Origin of the sequence: Micromonospora sp. NPDC051141 (genome assembly GCF_044455765.1) — a bacterium.
In the GTDB taxonomy this organism is placed as follows: domain Bacteria; phylum Actinomycetota; class Actinomycetes; order Mycobacteriales; family Micromonosporaceae; genus Micromonospora.
On sequence record NZ_JBITFD010000016.1, the window covers coordinates 161285 to 172415 of the forward strand.

Consider the following 11131-nt stretch of genomic DNA (forward strand, 5'->3'; position numbering starts at 1 on the left):
GATGACCGGGCACGCGCCGGACGGGCCCGGCCTGCTGCGCAACTTCGTCGGCGGCGCGTTCGTCGACGCCGGCCCCCGGTTCACCAAGCGCAGCCCGGTCACCGGCGAGCCGGTCTTCGAGGTGGTGGAGGCGTCGGAGTCGGTGGTCGACGACGCGGTGGCCGCCGGCCGGGCCGCGCTGCGCGGTCCGTGGGGCCGGATGGGGGAGCGGGAACGCGCCGAGGTGCTGCGCCGGGTCGCCGACGAGTTGGAGCGCCGATTCGACGACCTGGTGGCGGCCGAGGTGGCGGACACCGGCAAGGCCATCTCGCAGGCCCGCACGTTGGACATCCCGCGCGGCGCGGCCAACTTCCGGGCGTTCGCCGAGATCGTGGCGACCGCGCCGACCGAGTCGTTCACCACGGTCACCCCGACCGGCGGCCGGGCGCTCAACTACGCGGTCCGCAAGCCGGTCGGCGTGGTCGCCGTCATCGTGCCGTGGAACCTGCCGCTGCTGCTGCTCACCTGGAAGGTCGCCCCGGCGCTGGCCTGCGGCAACGCGGTGGTGGTCAAGCCCAGCGAGGAGACGCCGGCGTCGGCCACGCTGCTGGCCGAGGTGATGGTCGCGGCCGGCGTGCCGGACGGCGTGTTCAACCTGGTGCACGGCTTCGGACCCGGCTCGGCCGGCGAGCACCTGACCCGGCACCCGGGCGTGGACGCGATCACGTTCACCGGCGAGTCGGCCACCGGCAGCGCCATCATGCGGGCCGCCGCCGACGGCGTGAAGGCGGTCAGTTTCGAGCTGGGCGGCAAGAACGCCGGCCTGGTGTTCGCGGACGCCGACCTGGACGCCGCGGTCGCCGGCTCGGTGCGCTCCAGCTTCACCAACGGCGGCCAGGTGTGCCTCTGCACCGAGCGGATCTATGTGCAGCGGCCGGTCTTCGAGGAGTTCACCGCGCGGCTGGCGAAGCGCGCCGACGAGTTGGCGTACGGCTGGCCGGCGGACGAGGCCACGGTGAACATGCCGCTGATCTCGCACGCCCACCGGGACAAGGTGCTCGGCCACTACGCGCTGGCCCGTACCGAGGGCGCCGAGGTGCGCGCGGGCGGCGGCACGCCGCGCTTCGGCGACGCCCGCGACGGCGGCGCGTACGTGCAGCCGACCGTGCTCACCGGCCTCGGGCCGGACGCCCGGACCAACCGCGAGGAGATCTTCGGGCCGGTGGTGCACGTCGCGCCGTTCGACTCCGAGGACGAGGCGTACGCGCTGGCCAACGGCACCGACTACGGCCTGGCGGCGACCGTCTGGACCCGGGACGTGGGCCGGGCGCACCGGGCCGGGGCGCGGCTGGACGCCGGCATCGTCTGGGTCAACACCTGGTTCCTGCGCGACCTGCGCACCCCGTTCGGCGGGGTGAAGGCGTCCGGGGTCGGCCGGGAGGGCGGCGTGCACTCGCTCGACTTCTACTCGGAACTGACGAACGTCTGCGTGGACCTGACGTGACCGCGAGTGAGGAGCCGACATGACCGTGGACATCGAGGCCGCCAACCGCGAGCTGGCGGTGGCCCGGCAGGAGGGGAGACCCTGCCCGCCGCTGCGCGGCCGGCTGCTGCCGGAGGGCGACGTCGAGGCCGCGTACCAGGCGCAGCAGGTCTACACCCGGCAGCGGCTCGGCAAGGGGCGCCGCCGGGTCGGCGCGAAGATCGGCCTGACCTCGCGGGCGGTGCAGGAGAGCTTCGGCGTCTTCCAGCCCGACTTCGGGATCCTCTTCGACGACATGGCCGTCGGCGACGGTGTGGAGGTGCCGATCGACCGGCTGCTCCAGCCCCGGGTGGAGGCGGAGATCGCGTTCGTGCTCGGCGTCGACCTGCCGGACGAGCGGGTCACCACCGTCGACCTGGTCCGGGCCGTGGATCACGTGCTGCCGGCCATCGAGATCGTCGACTCGCGGATCGCCGGCTGGGACATCTCCATCGTGGACACGATCGCGGACAACGCGTCCAGCGGACTGTTCGTGCTCGGCACCGCGCCGCGCCGGCTGGCCGACGTGGACCTGCGGCTGTGCGGCATGGTGCTGGAGCACGCCGGCGAGCCGGTCTCGGTCGGCGCGGGCACGGCCTGCCTCGGCAACCCGCTGCACGCGTTGGCGTGGCTGGCCGGCACGCTGGCCCGTGCCGGTGACCCGCTGAAGGCCGGTGACGTGGTGCTCTCCGGGGCGCTCGGCCCGATGGTGCCGGTCACGCCCGGCGCCGCGTACGAGGCGCGGATCTCCGGGCTCGGCTCGGTGCGGACCTGCTTCTCCAAGGAGGCGTCATGACTGTCGGGGTGGCGGTGCTCGGGTCGGGCAACATCGGCACCGACCTGATGATCAAGGTGCTCAGGCTCAGCACCGACCTGCGGATGGTGGCGATGGCCGGCATCGACCCGGCCTCGGACGGGCTGGCGCGGGCCCGCCGGCTCGGCGTGACCACGACCGCCGAGGGCGTCGACGGTCTGGTCGCGCTGCCCGAGTTCGCCGACGTCGAGCTGGTCTTCGACGCCACCTCGGCCGGCGCGCACCGCCGCCACGACGAGGTGCTGCGCGCCCACGGCCGGACCGTGGTCGACCTGACCCCGGCCGCGCTCGGCCCGTACGTGGTGCCGCCGGTCAACCTGGACGAGCACCTGACCGAGCCGAACGTCAACATGGTCACCTGCGGCGGGCAGGCCACCGTGCCGATCGTGCACGCGGTCGGCCGGGTCACTCCGGTCGCGTACGGGGAGATCGTCGCGTCGATCGCCTCGAAGTCGGCGGGGCCGGGCACCCGGGCCAACATCGACGAGTTCACCGAGACCACCGCGCGGGCCATCGAGGTGGTCGGCGGCGCCGAACGCGGCAAGGCGATCATCGTGCTGAACCCGGCCGACCCGCCGCTGCTCATGCGGGACACCGTCTACTGCCTCTGCCCGGACGCCGACGCCGACCGGGCCGCGATCGCCGCCTCGGTCGCCGACATGGTCAAGACCGTGCAGGAGTACGTGCCCGGCTACCGGCTCAAGCAGGAGGTGCAGTTCGACCCGGTCGACACGTACGCGCCGGTGCTCGGCCGGCACGTCACCGGGCTCCAGGTCTCGGTGTTCCTGGAGGTCTCCGGCGCCGGGCACTACCTGCCCGCGTACGCCGGGAACCTGGACATCATGACCTCGGCCGCGCTGCGCACCGCCGAGCGGCTGGTCACGCTCCGGAAAGCGGCTGTGCGATGACCGACCTCTACATCCAGGACGTGACGCTGCGCGACGGCATGCACGCCATCGCCCACCGCTACACCGTCGACCAGGTCCGCACCATCGCCGCCGCGCTCGACGCCGCCGGGGTGGCCGCCATCGAGGTCGCACACGGCGACGGGCTGGCCGGCTCCAGCGTCAACTACGGCCACGGCGCGGCCTCCGACGCGGAGTGGATCTCGGCCGCCGCCGAGGTGCTGACGAACGCCCGGCTCACCACGTTGCTGCTGCCCGGCATCGGCACCATCGCCGACCTGAGGGCGGCGAAGGCGCTCGGCGTGACAAGCGTGCGGATCGCCACCCACTGCACCGAGGCGGACATCTCCGCCCAGCACATCGCCTGGGCCCGGGAGAACGACATGGACGTCGCCGGGTTCCTGATGATGTCGCACCTGAACGACCCGGCCGGGCTGGCCGCCCAGGCCAGGCTCATGGAGTCGTACGGCGCGCACTGCGTCTACGTGACCGACTCCGGCGGCCGGCTGCTGATGTCCGACGTGGCGCAGCGCGTCGACGCGTACCGGCAGGTGCTGGCGCCGGAGACGCAGATCGGCATCCACGCGCACCACAACCTGTCGCTGGGCGTGGCGAACAGCGTGCTCGCGGTCGAGCACGGCCGCGTGCTCGGCGACGGTCCGGTCGGCGCGCCGACCGGGCGCACCGTGCGGGTGGACGCGTCGCTGGCCGGCATGGGCGCGGGCGCCGGCAACGCCCCGCTGGAGGTCTTCGTGGCGGTCGCCGAGCTGCACGGCTGGAAGCACGGCTGCGACGTGTTCGCGCTGATGGACGCCGCCGACGACCTGGTCCGCCCGTTGCAGGACCGGCCGGTCCAGGTGGACCGGGAGACGCTCTCCCTGGGGTACGCGGGCGTCTACTCCAGCTTCCTGCGCCACGCCGAGCGGGCCTCGGCGAAGTACGGCGTGGACGTGCGCTCGATCCTGGTCGAGCTGGGTCGCCGCCGGATGGTCGGCGGCCAGGAGGACATGATCGTGGACGTGGCGCTGGACCTGGCGAACAAGGAGAGCAGCTCATGATCGGGCCGGACGTCGCGGGCATCGCCGAGAAGCTGGGCGCGGCGGCCGACTCCGCCACCGCCATCGGACAGCTCGCCGCCGAGACCGGCCTCGACGTGGACGCCGCGTACGCGGTGCAGGCCGCGTTGGTGCAGCGCCGCCTCGACCGGGGCGAGCGGCTGGTCGGGCTGAAGATGGGGCTGACCAGCCGGGCGAAGATGGCCCAGGTCGGCGTGGACGAGGTGATCTGGGGCCGGCTCACCGACGTGATGCGGGTGCCGGACGGCGGGACTGTCGACACCGGCGGCTTCATCCACCCCCGGGTCGAGCCGGAGGTGGCGTTCCTGCTGGGCCGACTGCCCGAGCCCGGCGAGCCGGTCGGCTCGTTCACCCGGGCCGTCCGCGCGGTCGCCCCGGCGATCGAGCTGATCGACTCCCGGTACGCGAACTTCACGTTCTCCCTGCCGGACGTGGTCGCGGACAACACCTCGGCCGCCGCGTTCGCGATCGGGCCCTGGTCACCGGTGCCCGACGGGCTGGACAATCTCGGTGTGCTGCTGGAGATCGACGGGCGGGTGGCGCAGGTCGGCTCGACCGCCGCCATCCTCGGCGACCCGCGCCGCGCGCTGGACGAGGGCCTGCGGCTGGCCGGCCGGTACGGCGTGCGCCTGCGCAGGGGCTGGGTGTTCCTGGCCGGCGCGGCCACCGCCGCGGTGCCGCTGCGGCCGGGCGCGCACGTCCGCGCCGTGGTGGAGAAGCTCGGTACGGCCTCCCTGAAGGCGCTCCCATGACCGCCCGGGTGGTGGCCGGGAAGGCCGTGCCGCGCGGCGCGTTCCCGCACGTCAAGGTGGCGGGCGGGTTCGTCTTCGTCTCCGGTACGTCGTCGCGCCGGCCGGACAACACGTTCGCCGGCGTGTCGGTGGACGAGTTCGGCACCACCGACCTGGACATCCGGGCGCAGACCCGGGCCGTGGTCGAGAACCTCCGGGACCTGCTCCGGTCGGTGGGCGCGGAGCTGACCGACCTGGTGCAGGTCACCAGCTACCTGGTCAACATGAACGACTTCGGCGGCTACAACGAGGTGTGGGCGGAGTTCTTCGACGCCACCGGGCCGACCCGGACCACGGTGGCCGTGCACCAGCTTCCGCACCCGCACCTGCTGATCGAGATGCAGGCTGTCGCCCTACTTCCGTCGGGAGGTTCCCATGAGTGAGATCGCCGAGCCGTTCAGCTTCTCCGGCTGGATCGGCGAGAACCAGCACCTGCTCAAGCCCCCGGTGGGCAACAAGGAGATGCTGCCCGGCAGCGACGACTTCATCGTCATGGTGGTGGGCGGGCCGAACCAGCGCACCGACTTCCACGTCGACCCGTACGAGGAGTTCTTCTACCAGGTCAAGGGCAACATGCACATCAACCTGATGACGCCTGAGGGGCCGCGTACGGTGCACGTGCGCGAGGGTCAGATGTGGATGCTGCCGCGCAACACCCCGCACTCGCCGCAGCGTCCGGAGGCCGGCTCGATCGGCATGGTGATCGAGCGGGTCCGCGAGGAGGGGACGCTGGAGAAGTTCCAGTGGTACTGCGCCGAGTGCAGCAACAAGGTGCACGAGGTCGAGTTGCAGGTGCGCGACATCGCCGCCGACCTGCCCCCGGTCTTCGCCGCGTTCTACGCCGACGAGAAGGCCCGTACCTGCGACAACTGCGGCGCGCTGCACCCGGGCAAGGGCTGATGCCGGTGCCGGTCGTCGACGTGCACACGCATGTCGTACCGAAGGGATGGCCGGACCTCGACGCGGCCTGCGGCGGGTCCGGTTGGCCCTGGTTGCGGGTCGACTCCGAGCGCGCCGCCATGATCATGGTGGGGGAGACGGAGTTCCGGCCGGTCGGCGCGGCCTGCTGGGACGCGCCCACCCGGCTCGCCGACATGACCACCGACGGCGTCGACGTCCAGGTCGTCTCGCCGACCCCGGTCTTCTTCGGCTACGACCGCCCGGCGGACCAGGCGGTCAAGGTGGCCCGGATCTTCAACGACCTCACGCTGGAGGTCACCGCCGCCGGTGGTGACCGGCTGGTGCCGTTCTGCCAGGTGCCGTTGCAGGACCCGGACGCCGCCTGTGCCGAGCTGGACCGCTGCCTCGCGGCCGGGCACGCCGGTGTGGAGATCGGCAACCACGTCGGCGACCGGGACCTCGACGACGCCGGCACCGTGGCGTTCCTGACCCACTGCGCCGAGGTCGGCGCGCCGGTCTTCGTGCACCCGTGGGACATGCCCGGCGGGCCCCGCCTGAACCGGTGGATGGCGCGCTGGCTCACCGGCATGCCGGCGGAGACGCACCTGTCGGTGCTGGCGTTGATCCTCGGCGGCGTGTTCGACCGGGTGCCGGAGACGCTGCGGATCTGTTTCGCGCACGGCGGCGGCAGCTTCCCGTTCTGGCTGGGCCGTGCCGACAACGCCTGGCACCGCCGCGGCGACCTGGTACGCGGCGCGTCCGCCGCGCCGCCCAGCTCGTACGTCGACCGGTTCAGCGTCGACTCGGTGGTGTTCGAGCCCGCCGCGCTGCGGCTGCTGGTGGACACCATGGGCGTCGACCGGGTGCTGCTCGGCAGCGACTACCCGTACCCGCTGGGGGAGCGGCCGGTCGGGCAGGTGGTGCACCGGTCCGACTTCCTCACCGACGCGCAGCGGACCGCGCTGCTGGGCGGCAACGCCCTGCGCTTCCTCGGCCTCGACCGGGGTGCCTTGCGGTCCTGACGCTTTGGGTGCGTCTCGTGTCGCCCCGGCGACCACAGACGCACCCAAAGTCTCAGCGAGGCGGCGTCAGGAGTGCGGGCAGGTGTCGCGGTACTCCTCGATGGCGCTGCCCCGGGGCGCCGGGCAGAGGAACTGCTCGAAGCGGGTGTCGTCGTCGACGAACCGCTTGAGCCAGGAGATGCTGTACTTCGCGACCGTCACGTTCGGCGAGTTGGGCGCGGAGTGGGTCGCCGCGTTCAGCTCCAGGTACGCCTTGTCCAGGGTGGCCGGCAGGCTGGTGTAGAACGGCTCCGAGTGCGACGCCACCGGCGCCACCGTGTCGTTCTCGGCGCCGACGACGAGCGTCGGCACGCGCACCGACGACCAGTTCTTCACGGTGTGCCAACCGGTCAGCGGGATCGCCGCCTGGAGCGTGGGACGGGTGTTGGCCGCGGACAGGCTGCCGCCGCCGCCCATCGAGTGCCCCATCACCGCGAGCCGGTTGCGGTCGATCCGGGTCCGCACCGCGCTGGTGGTGGTCAGGTAGTCCAGGGCGGCCAGGAGTTGGGTGCCCCGGCTGGCCGGCTGGTCGTAGACGGAGAGCGTGTCGATGGTGATGACCACGAAGCCCTGGGAGGCCAGGCGCGGTCCGAGCCAGGCGACCGAGGATTGGCTGGCGGTGAATCCGGGGGAGACGGCCACCGCGCCGAACGTGCCCTCGGCGGTGCTGGTCGGGTAGTAGATCGTGCCACCCCGGAAGCCGCTCACGGCCGACGCGGCGACCGTGGTCTGGGCGATGGCGAACGGACCCCGGGTGGCCTCGATGCTGGCCACCGTGGGCGCGGGACCCCGCTCGTAGGGGTTCGCGGCCAGCGCGGCGACCGGGGCGCCGTCGCGGGCCCCGGCCGGCGCGGCGGGCAGCGCGGTGAGCCCGGCGGCGGCCAGGGCGAGGGCGAGCAACGGGCGGAGGGTGCGCGCGGGGCGGCGGCGGCGGGCCGGCCGGCCCCGGGACGGGGGGTCGTGCGGGGCGGTGATGGGTTGCACGGCATGCTCCTGGCGGTGGTCGGGGTGGACATCGATCGAAGATGATCGATGCATTGATGGTCCGTGCCGCGTCCGTCGCGCGGCAATCCTGATCCGGTCATGCCAGCCGGGTATGGCCGGGCCGCCGCACGGCCGGACGTGTCGGCCGGCGATCCCGCCACGAAGCGGGCAGGATGGGGGCCATGGCCGAGCCGCACGACCTGACCGCGCTGGAGCAGGCCGCCGCGATCCGCCGGGGCGAACTGTCCAGCCTGGAACTGGTCGAGCACCACCTGCGCCGGGTCGACGCGCTCGGTGACACCGTCGGCGCGTTCGTCACGGTCACCGCCGAGCGCGCCCGCGCCGCCGCGCGGGCCGCCGACGCCGTGCCGACGGAGGCGCGCGGGCCGCTGCACGGGGTGCCGACCGCGATCAAGGACCTCACGCTGACCGCCGGCGTCCGGACCACGTTCGGCTCGGCCGCGTTCGCCGACTTCGTCCCGCCCGTCGACGCCGACGTGGTGCGTTTCCTGGCCGGCGCCGGGCTGGTCAGCCTCGGCAAGACCACCACTTCGGAGCTGGGCTGCTCGCTCTACTCCGAGGGGCGGGTCGCGCCGCCGGCCCGCAACCCGTGGGACCTGGCGTACACCGCGGGCGGGTCCAGCGGCGGCGCGGCGGCTGCGGTCGCCGCCGGCCTGGTGCCGGTCGCGCAGGGCTCCGACGGCGGCGGCTCGCTGCGCATCCCGGCCGCGCTCTGCGGCCTGGTCGGCCACAAACCCAGCCGGGGCCTGGTCTCCGGCGGCCCGCTCGGCTTCGGCGCGTTCGGGCTGCCCACCAACGGCCCGCTCGGCCGCACCGTCGCGGACGTGGCGGCGCTGCTCGACGTGCTGGCGCAACCGGTTCCCGGCGAGCCCTACCTGCCGCCCGCCGCGCCCGCCGGCGGTTATCTCGGCGCCGCCCGCGCCGCCGGGCCCGGCCGGCTGCGGATCGGCCGCTTCACCACCGGAATGCTCGCCGACGAGCCGGTCCACCCCGACTGCGTGGCCGCCGTCGACCGGGCCGCCGCGCTGCTCGCCGACGCCGGCCACGACGTGGTCGAGGTTCCCGCGCCGTTCGGCCCGGAGGCGTGGCCGATGTTCGAGACCGTCTGGTACGCGCTGGCGCTCGCCCCCGTCCCGGCCGGTCGGGAGGGCGAGCTGCTGCCGCTGACCCGGTTCCTGCGCGAGCGGGGCGAGGCGATCGGCGCCGCCCGACTGATGGCCGCGCTCGGCGAACTCCAGGCCCAGGTCCGCCGGGGCGCGCGCCGGACCGCCGGCTGTGACCTGCTGCTCTGCCCCACGCTGACGGCCCCGCAGGCGCCGGTCGGCGCGTTCGCCGCGCTCGACCCGGCAGCGGATTTCGACAGGCAGCGGCGCTTCTCGCCGTACTGCGCGGTCTTCAACGTCACCGGCGATCCGTCCGTTTCGCTGCCGGTCGGCCGGACCGCCGAGGGCCTGCCGGTCGGGGTGCTGCTCACCGGCCGGTACGGCGACGACGCCACGCTGATCGCCACTGCCGCGCAACTGGAGCACTGCTGTGGCGGGTGGGATCAGCACCCCGCAATCTGGCGGGCCGTCGACTCCGCTAACGTGAACATCACAAGCGAGGTCGGGCGCGGCCCGTCGTGACCGTCCACCCGACCCGGAACATTCCTGGTCTCTCTTCCGCCTGGGGGCGTTGGGATTGTCTGTTACCGAGACGTTGGTGGTCTTCGTCGGCATCCCGGTCGCCGCGGTGCTGGTGATCGCCGGTCTGGCGGCCGCCGGCAGCCGTGGCCACGGTGGCGGCGCCAAGCGCTACCGGCCGGGCCGGGCCTTCGACTTCACTCCGGTCTGGTTCCTGGGCCGCCCGGAGCAGCTGGCCGACTCGGCCGGCACCGCGCTGACCGCCGGCGCGCAGGCGCCGGCGCTGACCAGCCACAAGCAGGAGCAGGCCGGCCGGGAGGCGCCGGCCGGTGGAACCGGAGGCGCAAGTGACCGTTGGTGAAGCGCGGCCCACGACCGGGACGGGCACCCCGCCCGACGTGCTGGACGGGCCGTTCTCGACCCGGCAGCTGCTCCGCATCGACGAGGCGCTCCGCCTGGCCGACCAGGGCACCGGCCTGGTCTTCTCGGTCTACGTGGGCGGCCTCGACGAGCCGATCCGGGAGCACGCCGAGCGGCTGCACCGGCAGCTCGCCGAGCCGGACAAGTCGGTGCTGATCGCGGTGTCGCCCAACCAGCGGCAGTTGGAGATCGTCACCGGCAAGTACGCCCGCAAGCGCATCCCGGACACGTACGCGAAGCTGGCCGCGCTCTCCATGGTGGCGTCCTTCGGCGGCGGCGACCTGGCCGGCGGCATCATCCAGGGCCTCGACCAGCTCGCCAGCCACGCCGGCAAGGGCTGAGCACCCGACCGCACACCCGACGAAGCCCGGCCCTGCGCGTCACGCGTGGGCCGGGCTTTCTCGTGGCCTCAGCGCGGCCAGGCGGAGGGGTCCAGCCGCATCGGCCACGGCTCGTCGACGTGCGCCGGATCGTCGGGGCCGACCGTGCCGAGCGATTCGTAGTGGACGCCCTCGGCCAGTTGGTAGCGGTAGATCACCGGCCCGAATTCTCCCCGCTCCACCCGCCAGTAGTGCGGGATGCCGGCCTCGGCGTAGACGGACGGCTTGGTGAACCGGTCGTGCCGCCGGCTGCTCGGCGACTCCACCTCCACCACCAGCGCCACGTCGGCCGCGTGCAGCCACAGGCCGTCGCGGGGGGCGTCCGGCTTGACCACGCTGATGTCCGGAATGAGATTGCCGCCGGGCGCACGCAGGCCGACTTCCCGGATGACCCGCCATCCTTCAGGCGCGGCAAGACGCAGCGCCATGCGCAGATCGTCCGCCAGCTCCTGGTGGGCGAACCCCGGGGGTGGAGTCACGTGCAGGCTCCCGTCGATGATCTCGTAGCGGTTACCGTCCTCGGGCAGGTCGAGCAGGTCCTGCTCGCGCCAGCCGCGCTCGGGTGGCCGCCACTCGTAGATCGGTTGTGCCATCACGTCCACCTCCTCCGTACACGATAAAGGCCGGGGCCGGCGCGGGCTCCCGCCCACGCCGGC

13 protein-coding genes are annotated in these 11131 nt (G+C 73.5%); 11 read left to right on the forward strand and 2 right to left on the reverse strand.

Translation table 11 applies throughout. The features are described from left to right. Position 1 precedes the first annotated feature (1 nt). The 8 genes from ACIA6B_RS26960 to ACIA6B_RS26995 are packed head-to-tail and all read left to right on the forward strand — an operon-like array spanning position 2 to position 7009. A complete protein-coding gene (locus ACIA6B_RS26960) occupies positions 2-1483 on the forward strand; it encodes a 2-hydroxymuconic semialdehyde dehydrogenase (RefSeq protein WP_396777525.1) in 1482 nt (493 codons plus the stop codon). A gap of 19 nt (positions 1484-1502) precedes the next feature. Beyond that, positions 1503-2297, forward strand: a complete 795-nt coding sequence (locus ACIA6B_RS26965) for a 2-keto-4-pentenoate hydratase (protein WP_396777459.1) — start codon at positions 1503-1505, stop codon at positions 2295-2297. Then, complete coding sequence (locus tag ACIA6B_RS26970) at positions 2294-3223, forward strand: acetaldehyde dehydrogenase (acetylating) (RefSeq protein ID WP_396777461.1); 930 nt, start codon at positions 2294-2296, stop codon at positions 3221-3223. Before ACIA6B_RS26965 ends, ACIA6B_RS26970 begins: the two co-directional genes overlap by 4 nt. Next, on the forward strand, positions 3220-4278 hold the full coding sequence (dmpG, locus tag ACIA6B_RS26975) for a 4-hydroxy-2-oxovalerate aldolase (RefSeq protein WP_396777463.1): 1059 nt from the start codon (positions 3220-3222) through the stop codon (positions 4276-4278). Before ACIA6B_RS26970 ends, dmpG begins: the two co-directional genes overlap by 4 nt. Beyond that, entirely contained in the window at positions 4275-5048 is a 774-nt protein-coding gene (locus ACIA6B_RS26980) for a 2-keto-4-pentenoate hydratase (protein ID WP_396777465.1), read from the forward strand. The genes dmpG and ACIA6B_RS26980 overlap by 4 nt, the downstream gene beginning before the upstream one ends. Beyond that, positions 5045-5470 carry a RidA family protein gene (locus ACIA6B_RS26985; RefSeq protein WP_396777467.1) on the forward strand — a complete coding sequence of 142 codons (426 nt, stop codon included), beginning with the start codon at positions 5045-5047 and terminating at the stop codon, positions 5468-5470. Before ACIA6B_RS26980 ends, ACIA6B_RS26985 begins: the two co-directional genes overlap by 4 nt. Continuing rightward, entirely contained in the window at positions 5463-5987 is a 525-nt protein-coding gene (locus ACIA6B_RS26990) for a 3-hydroxyanthranilate 3,4-dioxygenase (protein ID WP_281937343.1), read from the forward strand. Before ACIA6B_RS26985 ends, ACIA6B_RS26990 begins: the two co-directional genes overlap by 8 nt. Next, positions 5987-7009 (forward strand): amidohydrolase family protein, encoded by a 1023-nt coding sequence (locus ACIA6B_RS26995; protein WP_396777469.1) that lies wholly within the window; start codon positions 5987-5989, stop codon positions 7007-7009. Before ACIA6B_RS26990 ends, ACIA6B_RS26995 begins: the two co-directional genes overlap by 1 nt. Positions 7010-7075: 66 nt before the next feature. Here the strand turns inward: ACIA6B_RS26995 and ACIA6B_RS27000 are convergent, their stop codons facing one another. Next, the gene (locus ACIA6B_RS27000) at positions 7076-8032 is read right to left on the reverse strand and encodes an alpha/beta hydrolase (protein ID WP_396777471.1); all 957 of its coding nucleotides are present in this window, start codon (positions 8030-8032) and stop codon (positions 7076-7078) included. A gap of 182 nt (positions 8033-8214) precedes the next feature. Between ACIA6B_RS27000 and ACIA6B_RS27005 the strand changes: the two genes are divergently transcribed. The 3 genes from ACIA6B_RS27005 (at position 8215) to ACIA6B_RS27015 (ending at position 10436) form a co-directional block, all read left to right on the forward strand. Next, a complete protein-coding gene (locus tag ACIA6B_RS27005; RefSeq protein WP_396777474.1) occupies positions 8215-9678 on the forward strand; it encodes an amidase in 1464 nt (487 codons plus the stop codon). A 73-nt stretch (positions 9679-9751) separates the two neighbouring features. Next, positions 9752-10036 carry a hypothetical protein gene (locus ACIA6B_RS27010; protein WP_396777527.1) on the forward strand — a complete coding sequence of 95 codons (285 nt, stop codon included), beginning with the start codon at positions 9752-9754 and terminating at the stop codon, positions 10034-10036. Next, the gene (locus ACIA6B_RS27015; protein WP_396777476.1) at positions 10023-10436 is read left to right on the forward strand and encodes a DUF5130 family protein; all 414 of its coding nucleotides are present in this window, start codon (positions 10023-10025) and stop codon (positions 10434-10436) included. The genes ACIA6B_RS27010 and ACIA6B_RS27015 overlap by 14 nt, the downstream gene beginning before the upstream one ends. Positions 10437-10504: 68 nt before the next feature. Here ACIA6B_RS27015 and ACIA6B_RS27020 read toward each other — a convergent pair whose 3' ends face one another. After that, positions 10505-11068, reverse strand: a complete 564-nt coding sequence (locus tag ACIA6B_RS27020; protein ID WP_396777478.1) for a Uma2 family endonuclease — start codon at positions 11066-11068, stop codon at positions 10505-10507. Positions 11069-11131: the final 63 nt, after the last annotated feature.

Coding starts and splice junctions, on each gene's coding strand:
- ACIA6B_RS27020 (WP_396777478.1), bottom strand. CDS start 11,068: ATGGCACAACCGATCTACGAGTGGCGGCCACCCGAGCGCGGCTGGCGC.
- ACIA6B_RS26990 (WP_281937343.1), top strand. CDS start 5,463: ATGAGTGAGATCGCCGAGCCGTTCAGCTTCTCCGGCTGGATCGGCGAG.
- ACIA6B_RS26985 (WP_396777467.1), top strand. CDS start 5,045: ATGACCGCCCGGGTGGTGGCCGGGAAGGCCGTGCCGCGCGGCGCGTTC.
- ACIA6B_RS27005 (WP_396777474.1), top strand. CDS start 8,215: ATGGCCGAGCCGCACGACCTGACCGCGCTGGAGCAGGCCGCCGCGATC.
- dmpG (WP_396777463.1), top strand. CDS start 3,220: ATGACCGACCTCTACATCCAGGACGTGACGCTGCGCGACGGCATGCAC.
- ACIA6B_RS26970 (WP_396777461.1), top strand. CDS start 2,294: ATGACTGTCGGGGTGGCGGTGCTCGGGTCGGGCAACATCGGCACCGAC.
- ACIA6B_RS26995 (WP_396777469.1), top strand. CDS start 5,987: ATGCCGGTGCCGGTCGTCGACGTGCACACGCATGTCGTACCGAAGGGA.
- ACIA6B_RS26965 (WP_396777459.1), top strand. CDS start 1,503: ATGACCGTGGACATCGAGGCCGCCAACCGCGAGCTGGCGGTGGCCCGG.
- ACIA6B_RS26960 (WP_396777525.1), top strand. CDS start 2: ATGACCGGGCACGCGCCGGACGGGCCCGGCCTGCTGCGCAACTTCGTC.
- ACIA6B_RS26980 (WP_396777465.1), top strand. CDS start 4,275: ATGATCGGGCCGGACGTCGCGGGCATCGCCGAGAAGCTGGGCGCGGCG.